Annotated in this window: 18 protein-coding genes; 9 read left to right on the forward strand and 9 right to left on the reverse strand. The window is 66.2% G+C overall.

Annotated features, from left to right (window positions below; all coding sequences use genetic code 11):
* Positions 1-4 precede the first annotated feature (4 nt).
* Positions 5-3694, forward strand: a complete 3690-nt coding sequence (locus tag ACQZF9_RS20410; RefSeq protein WP_428310802.1) for a GEVED domain-containing protein — start codon at positions 5-7, stop codon at positions 3692-3694.
* Positions 3695-3719: 25 nt separating this feature from the next.
* Here the strand turns inward: ACQZF9_RS20410 and aroE are convergent, their stop codons facing one another.
* The 3 genes from aroE to ACQZF9_RS20425 all read right to left on the reverse strand — a co-directional run bounded on the left by aroE (position 3720) and on the right by ACQZF9_RS20425 (position 6756).
* The gene (gene aroE / locus ACQZF9_RS20415; protein ID WP_428310803.1) at positions 3720-4535 is read right to left on the reverse strand and encodes a shikimate dehydrogenase; all 816 of its coding nucleotides are present in this window, start codon (positions 4533-4535) and stop codon (positions 3720-3722) included.
* Between the two features lie 2 nt (positions 4536-4537).
* Positions 4538-5533, reverse strand: coding sequence for a porphobilinogen synthase (gene hemB / locus ACQZF9_RS20420; protein WP_428310804.1), 996 nt, complete (start codon positions 5531-5533; stop codon positions 4538-4540).
* Between the two features lie 257 nt (positions 5534-5790).
* A complete protein-coding gene (locus ACQZF9_RS20425; RefSeq protein ID WP_428310805.1) occupies positions 5791-6756 on the reverse strand; it encodes an alpha/beta hydrolase in 966 nt (321 codons plus the stop codon).
* 113 nt (positions 6757-6869) lie between these two features.
* Here ACQZF9_RS20425 and glpK point away from each other — a divergent pair, with 113 nt between their 5' ends.
* Positions 6870-8363 (forward strand): glycerol kinase GlpK, encoded by a 1494-nt coding sequence (gene glpK, locus ACQZF9_RS20430; protein ID WP_428310806.1) that lies wholly within the window; start codon positions 6870-6872, stop codon positions 8361-8363.
* Between the two features lie 117 nt (positions 8364-8480).
* On the opposite strand, the gene ACQZF9_RS20435 is transcribed toward glpK, so the two are convergent.
* From ACQZF9_RS20435 to ACQZF9_RS20445, 3 genes are read right to left on the reverse strand one after another with little or no spacing between them, the layout of a single operon-like run.
* A complete protein-coding gene (locus ACQZF9_RS20435; RefSeq protein WP_428310807.1) occupies positions 8481-9401 on the reverse strand; it encodes a Rid family hydrolase in 921 nt (306 codons plus the stop codon).
* Between the two features lie 16 nt (positions 9402-9417).
* Positions 9418-10380 (reverse strand): magnesium transporter CorA family protein, encoded by a 963-nt coding sequence (locus ACQZF9_RS20440; RefSeq protein WP_428310808.1) that lies wholly within the window; start codon positions 10378-10380, stop codon positions 9418-9420.
* 38 nt (positions 10381-10418) lie between these two features.
* Positions 10419-10694: a YcgL domain-containing protein gene (locus ACQZF9_RS20445; protein ID WP_428310809.1), complete on the reverse strand. Its 276-nt coding sequence runs from the start codon at positions 10692-10694 to the stop codon at positions 10419-10421.
* A gap of 45 nt (positions 10695-10739) precedes the next feature.
* Here ACQZF9_RS20445 and ACQZF9_RS20450 point away from each other — a divergent pair, with 45 nt between their 5' ends.
* Positions 10740-11606, forward strand: coding sequence for a trypsin-like serine peptidase (locus ACQZF9_RS20450; protein ID WP_428310810.1), 867 nt, complete (start codon positions 10740-10742; stop codon positions 11604-11606).
* Between the two features lie 146 nt (positions 11607-11752).
* Here the strand turns inward: ACQZF9_RS20450 and ACQZF9_RS20455 are convergent, their stop codons facing one another.
* The gene (locus tag ACQZF9_RS20455; RefSeq protein ID WP_428310811.1) at positions 11753-12730 is read right to left on the reverse strand and encodes a malate dehydrogenase; all 978 of its coding nucleotides are present in this window, start codon (positions 12728-12730) and stop codon (positions 11753-11755) included.
* Positions 12731-12889: 159 nt separating this feature from the next.
* On the opposite strand from ACQZF9_RS20455, the gene ACQZF9_RS20460 reads away from it, so the two are divergent.
* Both ACQZF9_RS20460 and ACQZF9_RS20465 read left to right on the forward strand, forming a co-directional pair.
* Positions 12890-13318 carry a hypothetical protein gene (locus tag ACQZF9_RS20460; protein ID WP_428310812.1) on the forward strand — a complete coding sequence of 143 codons (429 nt, stop codon included), beginning with the start codon at positions 12890-12892 and terminating at the stop codon, positions 13316-13318.
* Positions 13319-13443: 125 nt separating this feature from the next.
* Positions 13444-13785, forward strand: a complete 342-nt coding sequence (locus ACQZF9_RS20465) for a hypothetical protein (protein ID WP_428310813.1) — start codon at positions 13444-13446, stop codon at positions 13783-13785.
* A 6-nt stretch (positions 13786-13791) separates the two neighbouring features.
* Here ACQZF9_RS20465 and ACQZF9_RS20470 read toward each other — a convergent pair whose 3' ends face one another.
* Both ACQZF9_RS20470 and ACQZF9_RS20475 read right to left on the reverse strand, forming a co-directional pair.
* Positions 13792-16266: an ABC transporter permease gene (locus ACQZF9_RS20470; RefSeq protein ID WP_428310814.1), complete on the reverse strand. Its 2475-nt coding sequence runs from the start codon at positions 16264-16266 to the stop codon at positions 13792-13794.
* A gap of 480 nt (positions 16267-16746) precedes the next feature.
* Positions 16747-17424 carry an ABC transporter ATP-binding protein gene (locus tag ACQZF9_RS20475; RefSeq protein WP_428310815.1) on the reverse strand — a complete coding sequence of 226 codons (678 nt, stop codon included), beginning with the start codon at positions 17422-17424 and terminating at the stop codon, positions 16747-16749.
* On the opposite strand from ACQZF9_RS20475, the gene ACQZF9_RS20480 reads away from it, so the two are divergent.
* From ACQZF9_RS20480 to ACQZF9_RS20495, 4 genes are all read left to right on the forward strand, one after another.
* Positions 17423-18061: an arylesterase gene (locus tag ACQZF9_RS20480; protein WP_428310816.1), complete on the forward strand. Its 639-nt coding sequence runs from the start codon at positions 17423-17425 to the stop codon at positions 18059-18061. The genes ACQZF9_RS20475 and ACQZF9_RS20480 overlap by 2 nt on opposite strands.
* Before the next feature lie 155 nt (positions 18062-18216).
* Positions 18217-19494 (forward strand): NAD(P)/FAD-dependent oxidoreductase, encoded by a 1278-nt coding sequence (locus tag ACQZF9_RS20485; RefSeq protein WP_428310817.1) that lies wholly within the window; start codon positions 18217-18219, stop codon positions 19492-19494.
* Complete coding sequence (locus ACQZF9_RS20490; RefSeq protein WP_428310818.1) at positions 19494-20276, forward strand: DUF1365 domain-containing protein; 783 nt, start codon at positions 19494-19496, stop codon at positions 20274-20276. Before ACQZF9_RS20485 ends, ACQZF9_RS20490 begins: the two co-directional genes overlap by 1 nt.
* 12 nt (positions 20277-20288) lie before the next feature.
* A complete protein-coding gene (locus ACQZF9_RS20495) occupies positions 20289-21596 on the forward strand; it encodes a class I SAM-dependent methyltransferase (protein ID WP_428310819.1) in 1308 nt (435 codons plus the stop codon).
* The last annotated feature ends 1 nt before the right edge of the window (position 21597 follow it).

Raw genomic sequence — 21597 nt, forward strand, 5'->3', positions numbered from 1 at the left:
ATTTATGCAGCCCTCTTTCAAGAGTCTGCTCCACGTGATGGTAGTTTCCGCGCTGTGCTGCACATCGGCTTATGCAGCACAACAGCCGGTGGATCACGATCTGGCTTACCTTGCCGGCGTCGCCGATCACAATGTGGATAACATCTCCATCGATGCGGTTGCGCCGCCCTCTGCAAAGAGCGCGGAGAAAGGGGCAAAAACCCAGCGGATCGCTTCAGGCGTTATCCCTCAGGGCATCACGGCCCAAGCCTGGACGGGAATCCAGCAGCAGATTGCGAAGGCGCAGTACGAAGCCGCCTCCCTGCCGTCCGAGCCGACCACGATCCGCGCACACAATGCGGAGCAGGATTTTCGGCTCGCCTTTAACCGCGATGGTGGCCGCGTTGAATCATCGCGCAATTCGCCGACCCGTGATCAGCGCAAGCAATCGCAACAAACACCGGCATCCTTGCGCTTGCGTACCGTCGCGATGACACGCGGCGCTCACCGTCAGGATGCAGAAGCCGTGCAGCCGATCGCGCAGGGCCCTCGCGTCGAGTACCGGCGCGCGGGATGGACCGAATGGTTCATCAATGCCAGCAACGGCCTCGAACACGGTTACACGATCGATCAGCGTCCGCTCGTCGACGAGGTGCATAAAGCGAATGGAGACGAGGTTCGTATTCTGCTCGGCATCACCGGCATGCAGGTGACAGAAACCGCAACCGGTGGCTTGCGCCTTAGCGACAACCACGGCCATCAATTGAGTTACGGCAAGCTGGTCGTCACCGATGCGAACGGGCTCGTGCTGCCGGCGAAGCTGGAAACATCAGGCGATAGCCGGATCGACATCGTTTTCGACGATCGCGAAGCGCACTACCCGTTGACCGTCGATCCTCTGCTTATAAACGAAGAACAAACGATTCAAAACGCGGGCGATGGATACAACTCGCTGAGCCAAGATTTCGGCGCCGCCGTTGCGGTTAACGATACAACCCTGCTCGTCGGTGCTCCGGGTGCCAACGGCTACGGCGCCGTGTACGTATTTTCCAATACCGAAGGCAGCTGGCAGCTGCAGCAGCAGTTGAGAGCCAGCGACGCCACGGCAGACGATCGTTTCGGCGCGTCTGTCAGCTTGTCCGCAGACACCATCCTGGTCGGAGCTCCTGAAAGCGAGAACGGATCTCCAGACAGCGCCGTCACCCCCGGACCCGGAGCGGCTTATATCTATCTACGCACGGGACCGACCTGGGTGGAACAGGTCAAGCTAACCGGCGCCGGCATCTATGGAGACGGGTTTGGGAGTGCCGTCGCCTTGTCTGGCGATACCGCCTTGGTCGGGTCGCCCGGCGACTTCGGCTCCAAGAAAGGCATCACTCAAGGCGGCTCGGCGTATGTGTTCGTCCGCTCCGCAGGAAGCTGGTCTCAACAGCAAAGACTGACCGCGTCCGACGGCAAAAACTACGACCGCTTCGGCAACTCCGTTGCGTTATCAGGAGACACCGCCCTGGTAGGGGCGTCTCACGACAGCTATCCCAAACACGGGTCGGGCTCGGCCTACGTGTTCGTGCGCTCGGGAGCAGTGTGGCAGACACAGGCCCACTTGATCGGATCGGGCTCAGGTCAATACGCGTCGTTCGGCCACGCTGTCGCGCTGGACGGCGACACGGCATTGATCGGCGGCTACTACGAGTCCACCGCCTACGTGTTCGTTCGTTCGGAAGCCAACTGGACTGAGCAGGTCAAGCTCAAATCACACGCCCCAGATTTCGGCTACGCCGTTGCGCTGCTGGGCGATATCGCCCTGATCGGCGCACGCGACGACGTCGGCTCCAATGAAGACCAGGGTTCGGCCTACCTGTATGCACGCTCGGGAACGCAATGGCTCCAGCAATCCAGGTTAACCGCCGCCGACGGTAGCGCCCACGACGCCTTTGGCACATCGGTCGCATTGTCGGCCAGCACCGCGATAGTCGGTGCTGTTGGCGCCGACATTGGCGGTGACGTGGATCAGGGTGCCGCCTATGTTTTCGCGCTCGCCGACGGTCTCGGCGAACAGCAGGCAAAACTGACGGCGGTGGCCAACGGTGCGGCGGCCTACGATCACTTCGGCTATTCGGTCGCCCTGTCCGGGGACACGCTGCTCGTTGGCGTGCCCAACGACGATATCGGCTCGAACGATCAGCAAGGTTCAGCCTATGTTTTCGTGCTCGACGCAGACAACTGGGTACAGCAAGCCAGGCTGGAGGCGCCCGATCCGTCCAGCGGCGATGAGTTTGGATATTCCGTCGCGGTGTCCGGGGACACTTTGCTGGTCGGCACGCCTTTCGACGACACGGGCTCGAATGTGAATCAGGGCTCGGTCTATGTTTTCGCTCGCACGGACTCTGGCTGGAGCCAGCAGGCCAAGCTCGTCGCTTCCGACGGCGCAGCCTATGACGATTTCGGCCATTCGGTCGCCATTGACGAAGACAGCCTGCTGGTCGGCACGCCTTTCGACGACACGAGCTCGAATGTGAATCAGGGCTCGGTCTATGTTTTCGCTCGCACGGACTCTGGCTGGAGCCAGCAGGCCCGGCTGTCTGCAACCGGTGGAACGGCCAACGACAGATTTGGTTCGGCTGTCGCGCTGAGCGACGGCTATGCCCTGGTCGGCTCCCCGAATCATGAGCTGGGCGCCGGAGCCGCCTATGTCTTTATCCGCTCCGGTGAGACCTGGGCGCAACAAGCCATGCTGACATTGCCGGAAAACACGTCGACTGCAACCCCGGCGAACCTCGGTTGCGCGGTGTCCATCTCCGGCAGTACGGCTTTGGTGGGTGCGTCCGGAGAATACATCAGCAAAAAGGCAACGGGCGCAGCCCACGTATATCTGCGCACGGGAACCGCTTGGGCACATCAGGCGAGATTGCAGTCTTCGGTCGACCAATCCTTCGGCCTGTTCGGCACCTCGGTGAGCGTGGCCGGCGACTTGGCGCTGGTCGGAGCCCCCTCTCCTGCAACGCAGCCAACGACACCGGGAAGCGCAACAGTCTTTGCGCGGTCGGGCACGGCCTGGACGGAGCAAGCCCGGCTGGTCTCCGCCACCTCGTCGGGGCATGACGGCTTTGGACAATCCGTGGCGCTGGCAGGATCGAGGATCGTGATCGGATCATCCGACGAGAACGTACCCGAAGGAGCCCACGGCGGCGCTGTGCACACATTCCGCATCGGCACCGACTACGGCGACGCGCCGGCACCTTACCCGACCGTCGTCGCCGACAACGGCGCGCGCCACTTCATCAACACCGACGGCCCCTACCTGGGCAGCAGCATCGACGCCGAAACGGATGGTCAGCCCAACAGCGGCGCCACCGGTGACGACATCGCCGGCAGCGACGACGAGGACGGTGTGACACTGCCCAAGCTCAAACCCGGCACCAAGGCCAAGGTCACCGTCGTTGCCACCGCACCGAGCGGCACCGCGCAACTCGACGCCTGGATCGACTTCAATGCCGATGGTGACTGGAGCGATGAAGGCGAGCAGATCTTCGCGAAGATCGTAGTCAGCAACGGCACCAACACGCTCAAGTTCCCGGTGCCCGACGCCGCGACCCTCGGCCTGACCTATGCGCGTTTCCGCTTGAGCCCTGCTGACACAGGCACCGTCAAAGCCACCGGCAAAGTGATCTTCGGTGAAGTCGAGGACTACATCGTCAAGATCAAGGCGCCTTGATCGACGCGCTGCAACGGCGTTGCGGCTAGCTGTTGCGCAACGCCGCCAGCACCGGCTCGACATCCGGGCTCTTGCCGAGCCATATCTCGAACGACACCGCCGCCTGTTCGACCAGCATGCCGAGGCCGTCGGCGATTTTTGCGGCGCCCTGGCTTTGCGCCCAGGCGGCGAACGGGGCGTGCGCTTTGCCGTAGCTGAGGTCGTAGCAGCTGCCGCCTGAGACCAGCAGCGGCCCGGGCAGGCGCGGCATGCTGCCATCGTGGCCGGCGGACGTGGCGTTAATGATCAGATCGTAGTGATCGCCTTTCAGCGCCAGATGCGTGCAGGGACGCAGCGGGCCGCGGCCTTTGAATCGCTCCGCGAGTTCTTCGGGCTTCCACGGATTGCGGCTGGACACGACCAGCTCTTTCGGCTGCAGTGCGAGCAGCGGAGCGATCACGCCGCGCGCGGCGCCGCCGGCGCCGAGCAGCAGCACGCGCTGGCTCGCGACCGCGATGCCGAGACGCGCCAGATCGCGCATCAGACCTTCACCGTCGGTGTTGTCGCCGACCCAGCCTGTGTCGCTGCGCTTGAGGCAGTTGACCGCGCCGGCAAGTTGCGCGCGTTCGCTGACGCTTTCACACAGCGCGGCGACCGTGGCTTTGTGCGGCAAGGTCACGTTGATGCCGCTATAGCCGTCTGCATGCAGTTGCGGCAGACGCACTGCGAGTTCAGCCGGCGCGATCTCGATCGCCTCGTAACTCAACTCGATACTGAATTGCGCGGCGAACAGCGGATGGATGCGCGGCGACAGCGAATGCGCGATCGGCTGGCCGATCACCGCGTAGCGTGATGCGGCCATGCTTATTCAGCCAGCCATTTCGCGGCTTTTTTCGCGTAATACGTCAGCACGATGTCGGCGCCGGCGCGGCGGAAGCACAGCAGCGCCTCCATCAGCGCCTTGCGCTCGTCGAGCCAGCCGTTGGCGATCGCCGCGTGCAGCATCGCGTACTCGCCGCTGACCTGGTAGGCCGCCACCGGTACTTCAAATTTGTCTTTCACGCGACGAATGATGTCGAGGTAAGGCATGCCCGGCTTGACCATGACGATATCGGCGCCCTCGGCCAAATCCAGCTCGACCTCGCGCAGCGCCTCGTCGGTGTTCGCCGGGTCCATCTGGTAGGTGCGCTTGTCGCCGCGGCCGAGGTTCGCCGCCGAGCCGACCGCGTCGCGGAACGGGCCGTAGAAGCTCGACGCGTACTTGGCCGCGTACGAAAGAATGATGGTGTTGTGCTGGCTGTCGCGCTCCAGCACTTCGCGAATCTGGCCGATGCGGCCGTCCATCATGTCCGACGGCGAGACAATATCCGCACCGGCGCGCGCATACAGCAGCGCCTGCTTGCGCAGCATCTCCAGCGTCAGATCGTTGGTGACGTAGCCATGCTCGTCGAGCAGGCCGTCGTGGCCATGCGTGGTGTAGGGATCGAGCGCGATGTCGACCATCACGCCTAAGTCCGGGCAGGCCGCTTTCACCGCCTTGATCGCACGGCACACCAGGCCGTCGGGATTCAGCGCCTCGGCGCCGTCTTCGCTCTTCAGCGACTGCGGCAGCACCGGAAACAGCGCGACGCAACCGACGCCGAGCGCGAGCAGCTCCTGGCACTCGGCGACCAGCTCCGGAATGTCCAGCCGTACCACGCCGGGCATCGACGACACCGCGCCTTTCTGCGCGCCTTCGGCGACGAAGATCGGCTGGATCAGCTGGCTCGCATGCAGCGAATGCTCGCGCACCATGCCGCGAATGAATTCGGCGCGGCGCAGACGGCGCGGACGGGTACGCGGGAAAGCGTGCTGGCTCAAGACGGAATCCTGGGAGGTTGATGCGATGAGGGCGGGATTATAAGCCTGCTGGTTTCGTCGGGTCCCTCGATACGCGCCTGCGGCGCTACTCGGCGAATCCAGGGACCCAACCGCACTTGCGAGTTGTGCCTGGCGGCGCGCCACCGGCGGTGATGGCGCGAAGGGCTTTCGGTCTGCACCTGTAGGAGCGGACCCTGTCCGCGACTGAGGCGTCGAGTGCACAGTCGCGGACAGGGTCCGCTCCTACAGGGGAAGCATCAAGCGACTGGCGCGCGCTGGTTCAGCCAGCCAATCAGATCCGCGGTGACTTCATCCCGGCAGACATCGTTCAGCAGCTCGTGCCGGCCTTTGACGTAGCTGCGCGCGCTGACATCGCTCAGCCCGGCTTCGCTGTAGCGCTTCTTCAGCGACGCCGGGCCCTTGCGGCCGGCGCAGACCGGGTCGTCCTCGCCGGCGATCGCCAGCAAGGCGAGGCGTTTGGGCACGCGCGCGGCGCGGCGCTTGTCGAGCCGGCCCATGGCCTCGAGCAACTGCACCCAGAGGCCGGTGGTGCAACGGAAGCCGCACTGCGGATCGCTGACGTAGCGGTCCACTTCATGGGGATCGCGGCTGAGCCAGTCGAAGGCGGTGCGCGTCGGCGCGAACTTGCGGTTGTAACTCTTGAAGGTCAGCGCCTCGGCCAGCGCGCTGCGCGTATCGAGGCCGCGCCACAGGCCCTCGGCCTTGAGCAGCGCCAGGCCGACCGCGCGCAGCGGGCCGGCATCGGCGGTGCTCGCCGACAGCACCGCGCCGGCGAGATCGTGAGCGTGGCGGCTCAGATAATCCTGCAGCAGGAACGAGCCCATGCTGTGGCCGAGCATGAATTGCGGCACGCCCTCGTGCCATTCACCCAGTTCGCGCTGCAGGCAGCGCAGCGACTGCAGCGCGAGGCGCCAGCCGCCGGTTTCGGAAAAGTGCCCGAGCTCGTCCGGCGCGCGCGCGGTGCGGCCATGGCCGGGCAGATCCTGGGCGTAGACGGCGTAGCCTTCGGCGGTCAGCGCCGCCGCCAGACGGTCGTAGCGGCCGCTGTGCTCGGCCATGCCGTGGACGATCTGGATCACCGCGCGCGGCGCGCCTTCCGGCAGCCAGCAACGCACGAACGCGATCGCGCTCTTGCTCACCGTCAGTTGAAACTCACCATTTTTGGCACCGGCCTTGGCCGCGGCTTTCATTTCGAGGTTCATATGGGCGCGATTCGTTAGTCTTGTGCTATGTCTGCGCCTCTCCTGCCGCCGAGTGTTCCACGGCGCGCCGGATGAGTCGAGCGAGGCATACCTTGAGTGGAAGGAGAAGAACGATGAGTCAGGCCCAGCCTGCCGCGGCATTACTGGCGATCGACCAGGGAACCACCAGCTCGCGGGCGATCGTGTTCGATCGCGGCGGCGCCAAGCTCGCCAGCGCCAGCCGCGAACTGCCGCAGTCGTTCCCGCAGCCGGGATGGGTCGAGCACGACGCGCTGCGCATCTGGACCGATACCGTCGAATGCGTGCGCGAAGCGCTGCAGAAATCGGGACTGAAAGCGGACGGCATCGCCGCGCTCGGCATCACCAACCAGCGCGAAACGACGCTGATCTGGGATCGCAAAAGCGGCAAGCCGATCCACCCGGCGATCGTCTGGCAGGACCGCCGCACCGCCGATTTCTGCCGCAGGAACGGCGATCGCGACGAGTGGATCGCAAAAAAAACCGGGCTGCTGATCGACCCGTATTTTTCGGCGACCAAGATCGCCTGGCTGCTCGACAAGGTCAGCGGCGCGCGCGAGGCGGCGCAGCGCGGCGAACTCGCCTTCGGCACCATCGACAGCTGGCTGCTGTGGAATTTGAGCGGCGGCCAGCTGCATGCGACCGACGCGACCAATGCCTCGCGCACCGCGCTGTTCGACATCCGCCGTCAGCAGTGGGACGACGAGCTGCTCGAGTTCTTCAGGATTCCGGCGTCGCTGCTGCCCGAAGTGCGCGACTGCGCCGACGACTACGGCAGCACCGTCGCCGAGCTGTTCGGCGCGCCGATCAAAATCCGCGGCGTCGCCGGCGACCAGCAGGCCGCGGTCGTCGGCCAGGCCTGCTTCGAACCGGGCATGATCAAGAGCACCTATGGCACCGGCTGCTTCATGGTGCTCAACACCGGCCGCAAGTTCACGCACTCGAAAAAACGCCTGCTGTCGACGGTCGCTTATCGGCTGAAAGGCGAAACCACGTATGCGCTGGAAGGCGCGATCTTCGTCGCCGGCGCCGCGGTGCAGTGGCTGCGCGACGCGGTGCAGCTGATCGGCTCGGCCGGTGAGACCGAAGCCCTGGCGCGCTCGATAAAAGACACCCAGGGCGTCTACCTGGTGCCCGCCTTCACCGGCCTCGGTGCGCCGTACTGGGACCCGGAGGCGCGAGGCGCGATCTTCGGCCTCACCCGCGATTCCGGCATCGCGCACATCGTCCGTGCGGCGCTGGAATCGACCTGCTATCAAACACGCGACCTGATGCTGGCGATGGCCGGCGACGCCTGCAATCCGACCGAGCTGCGCGTCGACGGCGGCATGGTCGTCAACGACTGGCTGACGCAGTTCCTCGCCGACATCCTGCAGATCGACGTGCTGCGTCCGCAGGTGGTCGAAACCACGGCGCTGGGTGCGGCTTATCTCGCCGGCCTGGGCGCGGGTGTCTACGAATCGCTGGATGAAATCGCCGCGCTATGGAAGGCCGATGCGCGCTTCGCGCCGGCGCTGGAGTCCGCTAACGCCGACCGGCTTTACGACGGCTGGCTGGATGCGGTGAAGCGGGTGCGCAGCGACACCTAGCGTTTGCCCTCTCCCTCCGGGAGAGGGTGGCGCGAAGCGCCGGGTGAGGGACTCTCCGTCACGGACTCAACGCGACTGGAGGCACCCAACCCTGCCCCCCAAGGGAGCAGGCCAATGCTAGTTGGCGCCAAAAACGCCCTCGATCTCGACCAGCAGATCGCGCCGGCAGACATCGCCCTCGACGACCAGCAGCGGCGCCGCTTCACCGAAAGCGCCACGCACTTCCGGCATCACCGTCGCCACGTCGGCGGCATCGCGCAGATACAGCCGCAAAGCCTGTGGCGACCAGGCAGCAGCACCGGCGTTGGCCAGCAGTGCCTGCACGTTCTCGATCATCGCGCGTGCCTGCGGCAGCACCGAGTGCGGATGCTGGGTCTGGTGGCCGACGATGGCGGCGGTGCCGGAGACGAACAGCGTGTCGTCGTAACGCGTCGCGCGCGAAAAGCTCGGGCTGCTCGGGCCGTATTCGCGCGGATAACGGAACGCGCTGGTCTGGCGCGGATTCTCGACCTGGGTGCCGGCGACTTTCGACGCGAAGCCATACAGCTGCAGGCCCGCGACGCGCGTGCCGATCAGCGTCGCGGCCGGCAGGCGGCGCTCGAAGCCCGGCGCGGCGAGCACGCGATGGCGGCCGACGCAGAAGCGCCGGTAGCGCTCGTCGTCGCCTTCACCGCGCGTGACGTCGTCGAAATAGTTCCAGATGCGCAGCAACTGTGGATAGCCGCTGCTGGCGCACAGCGCGAGCAGATCGCGGTAGGCGTTTTCCGCGGCGGCTTCGCAGTCCACGGCAGACGAATCGATGCGCCAGAAAAACAGGTGCTCGCCGTCGTCGGCGCAGGCATAGCCATGCGACTCGTAACGATGCACGGCCGCCGCCGCTGGCCAGACTTCGATCAGCGCCTCGCCGACCGGCGCCAGCGGCACGCGATGGACATGAAGCCGATCGTCGCGGCCGCAATCGAAGCGCAGGCAGGCCAGCGTGGATTCCGGCGTCAGCGACGCGGCGGCCGCGACCCGGACATAAACAGGCTTCAGCATGGTGACGTCGGCGCGATCAGAAATAGCCGCGGCGCTTGAACAGCAGCAGCAGGCCGCCGGCGATGATCGTCAGCAGCGACAGCACCAGCGGATAGCCCAGATGCCAGTGCAGTTCCGGCATGTATTCGAAGTTCATGCCGTACAGGCTGGTGACGAAATTCAGCGGGAAAAACACCGCGGAGATCACCGTCAGCGTGCGCATGATGCGATTGGTGCGATGGCTGACGGTGGCGAAGTGCAGCTGCACCGCCGCCTCGACGTCGCGCTCCAGGTTGCTGGCGTGCTCGATGATGCGGGTGACGTGCTCGGAGATGTCGCGCAGCCGCACTTCCTCGCCCTGGGTCCAGTCGAAGCGCGTGCCGCGGCGCCAGGCGTCGAGCGCCTCGTGCTGCGCGTCGCCGAGCGACTCCAGGCGACGCACCACGCGGCGGCCGCCGAGCAGGGTGCGCCAGTCGTCGCAGTGATTGGTCGGGTCGAGCAACTCGTCCTGCATCGCGGTCAGGCGCTGGTCGAGAATTTCGCGAATGCGCAGCCAGCGATCGACCATGCAGTCGAGGATGTGTTCGGCCAGCTGCACCGGCGAAATGCCGCATTTGAGCCGGCCGGAGGCGAGGCGATGCTTGACCGTGGCATAGCTGGGCGCGTCGGCTTCGCGTATCGACACCAGCAGGCGGTCAAACAGAAACATCGCGCCGACTCTCGTGTCCAGCGGAAACACTTCGTCCTTGGGGCCCAGGCCTTCGAAGATCAGCATGTCGTAGTCCGACGTGCCGTCGAAGAACGGCGGATGCGTCACGTTGAGGCTGTCGTCGAGATGCTCGTTGTCGATGTCGGCGCCGGTCAGCAGCTTGATCTTCGCCGGCCAGTCCGCGGCCTCGCTGCGCGTGAAGTCGATCCACAGCATGCCGTGCTCGGGCAGCGCGTCGGCATGGTCGAGCTTGGCCGGCAGCTGGCCGGGGACGAGATGCAGTATTTCCATGGGCGAAAGTATGACGAAACTGCGCCGCCGCCGTGTGCTCAGCCGCCGCCGTAGTTGACGTAGGCCTCGACCAATCCGTTCGGCGGCAGCTGCAGGTAGTAGCCGGGGCCGGCCAGCTCCGCCATCACCCGCTGCACGTCGACTCGCGCCAGCTTCTTCTGCGGCGTCAGCTCCAGCAACATCACCTGGCTCAGGCTGCCGGTACGCGCCCGCAGCGCGGCGGGCAGATCCGCCGGCAGCAGATCGGCGCGAAGATACACGTACATGTCCTGCTGCTTGCTGCAGCGGTAGACCACACACTCGATCGGGTTCATTGATGCGTTCCGTCTTCACGGCAAGGCTGTTGCACGGCGGGCATCATGCCATCCCCGCTTGAACGCCTGCCTTTGCTGCTGCTGTCGACGATGATGCTGGCGCTGCCGGCGCGCGCCAGCATCATCGGCGCCGACGGCCGCCACAGCGCCGCGATCGCCGCGCTGCCGCATGCCGCCATCGGCTCGCTGATCGATGTGGACAGCGGCGCGCTGTGCACCGGCACCGTCGTCGCGCCCGACATCGTGCTGACCGAGGCGCATTGCGCGCTGCGCGCGGCACGGCCGGCCGACTGCCGCTGGCCGCACCCGGCCGAGGGCTGTGGCGACGGCGCACTGCAGCCGCGCGATCTGCGCTTCCTCGCCGACGACAACGCCGGTATCGCGCGCGCCAACAAGTACGCGCGCAGCATCGAGGTGACGCGCGTGCTGGCCTACGGGCCGGATTACCGGCCCGGCGCCGGCGCGCCGTATTTCCAGCAGCGGCGCGACGACTGGGCCTATCTGCAGCTGGCGACGCCGCTGGATGCCGCGCGCTATCCGCCGCTGCGCATCGCGCCGGCCGACCTCGGTGGCAGGCTCGACAGCGGCATCGCGATGCCGGGTTATTCGGCCGATCGCTATTACCGCGACGGCGATCCGAGTTTCGACGCGAGCTGCTCGATGGACTACATCCGGCGCCGCGAGCGGGGCCGCGACATCGGCCTGATCCGCCACGACTGCGATTCCACCGCCGGCGCCTCCGGCTCGCCGATCCTGCTGCGCGGGCGCGACGGCAGCTGGAGCGTCATCGGCATGCACACCGACGGCCCCGATCCGCGCTATCCGAAGCAGCCGCCCGGCGACGGCAATTACGGCACGCCGAGCAGCGCGTTTTATGCGGCGTATCGGCGGTTGGTTGCGTTGCCGCGTTGAATCGGCCGCTGTAGGAGCGAACCCTGTCCGCGACTCCGGCTTCCAGTGCACAGTCGCGGACAGGGTCCGCTCCTACAGGTGCAGATGGCAACCAACAAAAAAACCCGCCGGATCGCGGCGGGTTTTTGTTACAGCAAGACCAACACTTACTTCAGCAGATCCTCGATCGCCGCGCGCTCTTCGCGCAGTTCGGCTTCGGTCGCGTCCATGCGGCTGCGGCTGAATTCGTCGATCGGCAGACCCTGCACGATTTCGTACTTGCCGTCCTTGCAGGTCACCGGGTAGCCGTAGACTACGCCCGGCTTGATGCCGTAGCTGCCGTCGGACGGAATGCCCATGCTGACCCACTTGCCGTTGGTGCCCAGCGCCCAGTCGCGCATGTGGTCGACCGCGGCCGAGGCGGCAGATGCCGCCGACGACAGGCCGCGCGCCTTGATGATCGCGGCGCCGCGCTGCTGCACGGTCGGGATGAAGTCGGACTCGATCCATTTCTGGTCGACCAGGCTCTTGGCCGGCTTGCCGGCGACCGTGGTGCTGGTGATGTCCGGGTACTGCGTGGAGCTGTGGTTGCCCCAGATGATGATCTTGTCGATGTCGTTGCCGCTGGCGCCGGTCTTGGTGGCGAGCTGGCTGATCGCGCGGTTGTGGTCGAGGCGGACCATCGCGGTGAACTGCTTCGGATCCAGGCCCTTGGCGGCGCTGGCGGCGATCAGCGCATTGGTGTTGGCCGGGTTGCCGACCACCAGCACCTTGACGTCCTTGCTGGCCTTGGCGGCGATCGCCTTGCCCTGCGGCACGAAGATCGCGCCATTGGCGGTCAGCAGGTCCTTGCGCTCCATGCCGGGGCCGCGCGGACGGGCGCCGACCAGCAGCGCGTAGTCGGTGCCGTCGAAAGCTTCCATCGGGTCGGCAGTGGCGACGATGCCGGCCACCAGCGGGAAGGCGCAGTCGTCGACTTCCATCACCGTGCCCTTGAGCTTCTCCAGCGAGTCCGGAATGTCCAGCAGCTGCAGGATGACCGGCTGATCCGGGCCCAGCATGGAGCCGCTGGCGATGCGGAAGATGAGCGAGTAGGCAATCTGGCCGGCGGCGCCGGTGATGGCGACCTTGACGGGCTTTTTCATCAAAAGAACTCCAGGAGCGGGGGACGGATGGTGGGCGACGATTTTAATCCATAGCGCGGATCGGCATCGGAAGGCCCGGGCGGGCCGCGGTCAGCAGGGGTTCACAGCTCGGGTGCCCTAGATGGCCCGTTGCATCACCGCAGTAACCAAGGAACGCCCATGACCCTCAAGACTCCTTTCCGCCGTTGCGCACTGTTGCTCGCGACGGCCACGCTGGCGCTGGCGCCGGCCATCGGTTCGGCACGCGACCGCGACGACAACCCGCCCGGCCCTGCCGGCGGGCCCGGCACCAACTGGGAAAATCCCCCGGGAGCCGAAGGCGGCCCGGGCGCATCGCCGGATCGGCGCGTGGTCATCCAGAACAAGCCCTACCAGTTCCGCGCCGTCGGCAATGGCTACTACTACAACCCGCAATACGGGTACTACAACGAAAAGCACGGCTACTGGAACCAGGGCGGTAAATGCTGGCACGACCGCGACGACAACCCGCCGGGCCGCGCCGGTGGCCCCGGCACCAACTGGGAGAATCCGCCCGGCCGCAAGGGCGGCCCGGGAGCTTCGCCGGACAAGTACCGCAGCTGCAAATAGTCGCCTTCTCAGTCGTCAGCGGCCGTCCCGCAGTTGCTGCGGCACGGCCGTTTTTCGTGGCGAGTCCGTCATCTGGCACGGTTTGCTAGGCTTGCGATCCACCGTTGCCGCTGCGTGTCGATGCCATGTCCCTGCTGCCTCATGAAGCCGAAGCTGCAATCGCGCAGGCAAAAGAGGAATTGCTCAATCTGCTGTCGATTTCCGGGACGCTGTCCGGCATCTGCATCGGCGGTGTGACGCTGTTCCATACGATGAATGCCAGCTCGCGCGCCGGCACGCTGGTCGACGATCTGCTGGCGCTGTGCGCGCTGGGCTTCCTGATCTGCACCTATCTGATCGTGTTCGCACTGCGCACCAGGGCACGTCGCTACCTGCCGCAGATCGTCAAGCTGGTCGACGGCATGTTTCTGCTGTCGCTGAGCGGCCTGGTACTGGCCGGCTTTCTGATGGTTTACACGGTGCTTTGACTCGTCTCAGCCGCCGGCGAGCACCACACGCGGCGGCGTATCCAGCACTTTACGCAGCGACCACCAGCCGAGTGCCACTACCAGCAGCGCGCCGCCGAGGCCGCCTGCTATCCACAGCAGCGGGCTGAAACGGTAAGGCAGGTCGAACACCTGCCGCGCCAGGATCAGCGCCGTGATCTGCGCCGCCGCAGCCGCAACCAGGCCCGCGAGCAAACCCAGCGCCGCGTACTCGGTGATTAGTCCGAGCGCGATCGTGCGACGCCGCGCGCCCAGCGTGCGCAGCAGCGCGGTTTCACGCACGCGTTCGGCGCGCGTGCTTTCGATCGCCGCGAGCAGCACGCAGGCACCGGCGGCCAGCGCGAACGCGAACAGGAACTGCACCGCGCCGACGATGCGGTCGACGATGCCGCGCACCTGGTTCATCGTCGCCTCGATGTCGATCGCGGTGACGTTGGGGAAGGCGGTGATCAGCTCGCGCAGCAGCGCGCGGCGTTCTTTCGGCAGATGGAACGCGGTCAGGTATTGCGCGGTGCCGGCGGCTTCGTCGAGCACGCCCGGCGGCGTCACCAGAAAGAAATTCGGCTTGAAGCTCTCCCATTTCACCTTGCGGATGCTGGTGATCGTCAGCTCGACTTCGCGATCGGCGATCGCCAGCGTCAGCTTGGAGCCGATGCCGACGTGCAGGCGCTCGACCACGTAGTCATCGACCGACAGCTCGGGCTTGCCGACATCGGTCTTGGCCCAGTAGCGGCCTTCGATCAGCTCGCTGTCTTCGCCGAAGGTATCGGTCCACGACAGGTTGAATTCGCGGTTGATCCAGCGCCGCGTCTCCGGATCGTCGAAGGATTCGGCCGTCACCGGCTTGCCGTCGACCGCCGTCAGACGGCCGCGCGCCATCGGCCACATCGTCGGCGCGCTCACCTGGTGCTGCGCGAAGAATTCGCGTAGCGGCTGCACCTGGTCGGGCTGGATGTTGATCAGGAATTGGTTCGGCGCATCCGCCGGCACGCGCTGCTTCCAGGCGTCGAGCAGATCGTTCTGCACCACCGCGAGCAGCAGCAGCGACAGCAGCGCGACACCGAGCGCGACCACCTGCGCGACGCTTGCCGCGCGGCGCCGCGCGACATTGCCCAGGCCGAAGCGCAGCGCGGTGTGGCCGGCGCGGCGCAGCGGCGTCAGCAGGGCAACCAAGCCGAGCGCGAACAGCGCCAGCACCGCGCAGGTCGCCAGTGCGCCGGCCAGCACCCACATGGCGAGCTTGGCATCACCGGCCTGCCACCACAGCATCGCGACGACGCTGACGACCGCGATCAGCGCGATCGCGATGCCGCCGCCGTCGCTGCTGTCGTCACGCTGGAACACGCGTATCGGCGCGACCTTGCGCGCCTGCAGCACCGGCGGCAGTGCAAAGCCCAGCAGCAGCAACAGCTCGAGCGCGCCCGCGGTCAGCAAAGGCTGCAAGGCCGGCGCCGGCAGCGGCGTATCGACCAGGCTGCCGATCAGCAGCGCCAGCACCGCCTGACCGGCGTAACCGATCGCGGCGCCGATGACGCCGGCGATCACGCCGAGCAGCAGCAACTGCAGCAGCAGCGTGATCGCGATGGTGCGGCTGCTGGCGCCCAGGCATTTGAGCAGCGCCACTTCATCGCGCTGCGCCTGCCCGTGCTGGCGCGCCGACAGTGCCACCGCGGCGGCCGACAGCAAAATCGCGGCGAGTACCGCGATGTCGAGAAACTGTCCGGCGCGACCGAGCGCGCGGCCGACTTCGGGGCGCGCGGTGTCGGGCTTCAGGAAGCGCGCGCCTTTCGGCAGTTCGAGCTTCGCGGCCTGTTCCAGCGCCGGCGCTTCACCGGCCAGCAGCAGCGAATATTGAACGCGGCTGCCGACACCCACCAGGCCGGTCGCGGCCAGATCGTCGGCGCCTATCAGCACGCGCGGCGCCAGATCGGTGAAGCCCGAGCCGCGATCGGGTTCGTACTCGATGATGCCGGCGACCCGGAACGTCGACTGGCCCAGCTGGATCGTCGCGCCGGCTTTCAGCCCCAGCTCCTGCCAGACGCGCACGTCGATCCAGGCGCCGCCGGCCGGCGGCAGCTCGGCCACGCTGCGCGCCGTGCCATAAGGCTGGTCGGCGATGCGCAGCGCGCCGCGCAGCGGGTAGCCGTTTTCGGCGGCTTTCACCGACACCAGCAAGGTGTTGTCGCCATTGAGCACGACGCTGGTCAGCTCGGTGGTGGTCGCGCTGCGCAGGCCATCGCGCCGCAGCTGCGCGAGCAACTCCGCCGGCAGCCGGTCGCGGCTGCTGATCAGCGCATCCGCGCCGATCGCCTCGCCGCTCTGCGTCTGCACCGCGCGCCGCACGCGATCGCTGAACAGCCCGACCGCGGAGGCGGCAGCGACCGACACCACCAGCGCCAGCGCCAGGATCAGCAGCTCGCCACTGCTCCAGCCGCGGCGCAAACGGCGCCAGGCAAATTTCAACGCGGTCTGCATTCCAGTCCTTAAGGAACCTCTGATGAAGCCCTGCACGTCCGCGCGGTGACCGAAAGGGGCGCAGTGCAAGGAACGACTGACGAAATGTACTGGACGTACATGAGGAAGGAGAGACGCCGCAATGCGCCCCTTTCGGCCACCGCCCTTAGGGTTGCCCCGGAAATGCCGCCATGCGGCGTTGCGTGCTGCTTGCTTGGAATCACCAAGCCGCGCAGCCCGCGCCTGGCCTGGCGACATTTCCGGGGCAACGCGGGCGCGCAGGACTTCATCAGAGGTTCCTTCAAGAACCTCGCAACGAGGCCAACAGAATGACACGCGCTTACGCGGCAGGTTCGTAGCGGGCATTCGTCGTGATCGCGGCGCCGGTCACGACGACGCTCGATCCGCAGCTGTAGGAGCGGACCCGGTCCGCGACTCAGGCTTGCAGAGCACAGTCGCGGACCGGGTCCGCTCCTACAGGTCAAGCAGTCAGACGATCTTGCCGGCGACCAGTCGCAGCTGCCGATCGCAGCGCGCCGCGAGCTTGGCGTCATGCGTGACCAGCACCAGGGTCGTGCCGCTGACCCGGTTCAGCTCGAACAGCAGCTCGATGATGCGCTCGCCGGTCTCGCTGTCGAGATTGCCGGTCGGCTCGTCGGCGAACAGGATTTTCGGCTCGCCGCTGTAGGCGCGCGCGATCGCGACGCGCTGCTGCTCGCCGCCGGAGAGCTGATACGGATAATGCGTCAGCCGCGCGGCCAGGCCGACCCGCTCCAGCGCCGCCTTGGCGCGGGCACCGGCATCCGCCAGCCCGGCGAGCTCGGCCGGCAGCATCACGTTCTCCAGCGCGGTGAAACCGCCAAGCAGCTGGAACGACTGGAACACGAAGCCGACACGGCCGGCGCGCAGGCCGGCGCGCGCGTCTTCGTCCAGCGCGCTCAAGGCCTGGCCGTCGAGCAGGATCTCGCCGCTGCTGGGCCGGTCGAGGCCGGCGAGCAGGGACAGCAAGGTGGTCTTGCCCGAACCGCTGCTGCCGACAATGGCGACCCGCTCGCCTTCAGCGATGCGCAAGTCGACACCGTCGAGTATCGAGAGCGCCGAGCCGCCGCTGCTAATCTGTTTGGACACGCCCCGCGCCTCGACCACCGACCGGACCGACGCTTCCATGCTGCGACTGCCTTCGCTCATCTTCATCCTTCTGTTGACGCTACTGACGCCGGCGCGGGCCGAACCACAGCCCGCGAAGCCGCCGCAAAAACCAATCATCCTGGTGCTCGGCGACAGCCTCTCCGCCGGCTATGGCCTGGACGCGCAGGCCGGGTATGTCGCGCTGCTGCAACAGCGCCTCGATCGCGAGGGCTACGACTACCGCGTGGTCAACGCCAGTGTCTCCGGCGACACCACCTCCGGCGGGCTGGCGCGGCTGCCACCGGCCTTGGACCGGCACAGGCCCGCGATCGTTCTGATCGAACTCGGCGGCAATGACGGTCTGCGCGCGCTTCCGCTCAAAGCCCTGCACGACAACCTGCTCAAGCTGGTCGACCTGAGCCTGGCGGCCCAGGCGAAGGTGCTGCTGCTGGAGATCCGCATCCCGCCGAACTACGGCGCGGTCTACACCGAGGGCTTCACCCGGACTTTCGGCCAGGTCGCGGCCGAGCGCAAGGTGCCGCTCGTGCCGTTCTTCCTGATGTCGCTGGTCGGCGTGCCGGGCGCCTTCCAGGACGACGGCATCCATCCGGCCGCGGTGTCGCAGCCGAAGATGCTGGACGCGCTGTGGCCCAGCCTGAAAACTTTGCTGAAATAGCTGCGCAGTCGTTCCTTCGCAGCGGCCGGAGGATGAACGAGCATACCGGCCCGGCTGCATCCCGCGCCGCCAAGACCACGTAAACCTGAGGCAGGCCCATGTCGGGTCGTGCTTATTAGTTGGTTTTCGTTTCTTAAACAAATAAAAAATCACAGATGAAGATCGCGGTCATTGGCAGCGGCATCAGCGGGCTTTGCGCCGCGCATTACCTGGGCGGCCGGCACGAGGTGACGTTGTTCGAGGCCGCTCCGCGCATCGGCGGCCACACCAACACCGTCGCGGTACGCGACGTCGAAGGCCAGCGCCTGGCAATCGACACCGGCTTCATCGTCTGCAACCCGGTCAACTATCCCAACTTCTATCCCTTCCTCGACGAGCTCGGCGTCAAGCGCCAGGACACCGACATGTCGCTGGGCGTCAGCGTGCGCGGCGGCGCGGTGGAGTGGGCCGGCGACGAGAACCTGGCGAAGATTTTCGCCCAGCCCTCGCTGATGCTGTCGCCCACGCACATCCGCATGCTGCTGGCGGTGCTGCGCTTCAACAAGGACGTCAAGCAGCGCCTGGTCGAGAACCGGCTGCCGGATATCACGCTCGGCGAATTCCTCGAGCGCGGCCACTATCCGATGTCGCTGCGCGTGCGCTATGTCGCGGCGATGGCCGGGCCGATCTGGAGCACGTCGACGCGCGGCACGATGGCCTTCCCGTTCCCGTTCTTCGCGCGCTTCTTCGACAGCCACGGCCTGCTCAATGTCTACGAGCGGCCGCAGTGGCAGACCGTGGTCGGCGGCTCGCAGCGCTATGTCGACAAAGTGCTGCAGCAATTCAAGGGCAGCGTACAGACCTCGACGCCGGTGCGTGAGCTGCGCCGCGACGGCGGCGGCGTGACGCTGCTGACCGACGGCGGTGAAGCGCGCTTCGACGCCGTCGTCTGCGCCACCCACAGCGATCAGGCGCGTGCGATGCTCGGCGACATCCAGCCGACCGAAGACGCGGTACTCAAGGACATCCGTTATGCGCGCAACACCGCTTATCTGCACACCGACGAGAGCCTGATGCCACGTCGGCGCTGGGCCTGGTCGGCGTGGAACGCGCTGCTGGCCAGCGACGAGCTGGACGATAGGCCGATCGGTGTCAGCTACTGGATGAACCGGCTGCAGAACCTGCCGACGAAACAGAACTACATCGTCTCGCTGAACCCGCCGCGCCCGCCGCGCGCCGGCACCATCTGCTACCAGACCGAGTACGAGCATCCGCTGTACGACACGGCGACGATCGCCGCGCAGGATGCGCTGCCGGCGATCCAGGGCCTGCGCCACACCTGGTGGGCCGGCGCCTGGACTCGCTACGGCTTTCATGAAGACGGCTTCACCTCCGGCCTGCGCGCGGTCGCCGGCATCGACAGCCTCTGTCTGCCGGAGTGGGCCCGGCTGTGATGCCGCTGGCGGACGATATCGGCGCTCTGTATAGCGCGACGGTGATGCACCGCCGCCGCGTCGCGCCGCTGTATCGCTTCGTCTACCGCATCTTCTATCTGCTACTCGACATCGACCGCATCGACGAACTCGACCGCGGCCTGCGCTGGTTTTCGCGCAATCGGTTCAACCTGCTGTCGTTTCGCGATAGCGACTACGGCCGCGGCGACAACGGCGGTCTGCGCGCCTGGGCCACCGGCGTGCTCGTCGATGGCGGCATCGACATCGACGGCGGCCGCATCCGCCTGCTGACCTTGCCGCGGCTGCTCGGCCACGCCTTCAATCCGATCAGCCTGTGGTATTGCGAGCATCGCGACGGCCGGTTGCTGGCGGTGATCGCCGAGGTGCGCAACACCTTCGGCGAGAAGCACAGCTACCTGCTGCCGGCGCCTGCATCCTCGGACGGCGGCACTGCGTATCAATGGTCGCAGCACAAGGACAAATGCTTTCACGTGTCGCCGTTCTTCGACCTGGTCGGGCGCTATCACTTCGAGCTGGCGCTGCCCGGCGAGAAACTGATGCTGCGGATCCACGAGACGCGCGAAGGACAGCCGATCTTCGACGCCAGCCTGATCGGCGAGCGTGAAGTGTTGAGCGACACGCGAATTGTGCAGCAGGTGGCGCGCATGCCGTGGATGACGATCAAGGTGGTCGTCGGCATTCACTGGCAGGCGCTGAAAATCTGGTTGCGCGGAGCCCGGTTCCACACCAAGCCCGCGCCCCCCCAATCCGAAACTAGCTGACGGGATCAGACGATGAGCAAGCCGCAACAACGCGCAGCAGACGAGCCGCTGTCACGCATCATGCAGCGTGACGGCTTCTCGCCGGATTTGCCTGCGTCCCTGGGCGCTGGCGCCGCGCGCAAGGACAACGTCGGCAACGGCCGGCGCACGCCGCTGACCCTGCACGTGCTGCTGTACATGTTCCGCGGCATCCGCGTCGGCAGCCTCGACGTGCGCCTGCCCAACGGCACGATGCGCCATTTCGCCGGCAGCGAAGCCGGCCCGCACGGCGTGCTGCTGCTGCACGACGCCAGCGTCGTCGGCCACGTGCTGCGCGGCGGCGAAGTCGGCTTCGGCGACGCTTATCTGGCCGGCGCCTGGGACAGCCCCGATCTGACCCAGCTGCTGATCGTGCTGTATCTCAACGAGAAGAACCTGAAAGGCCCGGTGGAGTTCAACCGGCTCGGTCGCCTGTACGGCTACATCCAGCACAAGCGCCGCGCCAACAGCAAGAGCGGCGCACGTGCGAACATCGAGCATCACTACGATCTGGGCAACGAGTTCTATCGGCTGTGGCTGGACGAGACGCTCGCCTATTCCAGCGCGGTGTATGCCACGCCGCAGCAGAAACTCTATGACGCCCAGCTCAACAAGTTCGCGCTGATGGCCGAGCGCCTGCAGCTGCAAGCCGGCCAGCATCTGCTGGAAATCGGCTCGGGCTGGGGCGGCTTCGCGATCTACGCGGCGCAGCATCACGGCGTGCGGGTGCATTCGATCACCTTGTCCAGCGAGCAGCTCGCCGAAGCGACGATACGCGCGCAGCAGGCCGGCGTTGCCGATCGCGTGACCTTCGAGCTGCGCGATTATCGCGACATCGCCGGCCAGTACGACCGCGTGGTGTCGATCGAAATGTACGAGGCGGTCGGCGAGGAGTACTGGCCGGGCTATTTCGCGGCGATCGAAAAAGCGCTGAAGCCCGGCGGCCGCGCCGCGATCCAGGGCATCACCATCAACGCGAAAATTTTCGACGAGTATCGCGGCAAGCGCGATTTCATCCAGAAGTACATCTTCCCGGGCGGCATGCTCAGCCCGCCGGGCCTGTTTCAGGATCTGGCCCTGAGTGCCGGCCTGCGCACCGAAAACGCCTCGTTTTACGCGATCGACTACGCCGACACGCTCGCGGCCTGGCACCGCAACGTGCTCGCGGTGCGCGACCAGGTGGTGCAGCTGTTCGACGAGCGCTTTTTGCGCATGTGGCGCTATTACCTGTCGTATTGCGAATGCGGCTTTCGCGTCGGCAGCATCGATCTGATGCAGATCAGTCTGGTCAAGCCGGCTTGAA

This window comes from Hydrocarboniphaga sp. (assembly GCF_965279055.1).
GTDB lineage: Bacteria > Pseudomonadota > Gammaproteobacteria > Nevskiales > Nevskiaceae > Hydrocarboniphaga.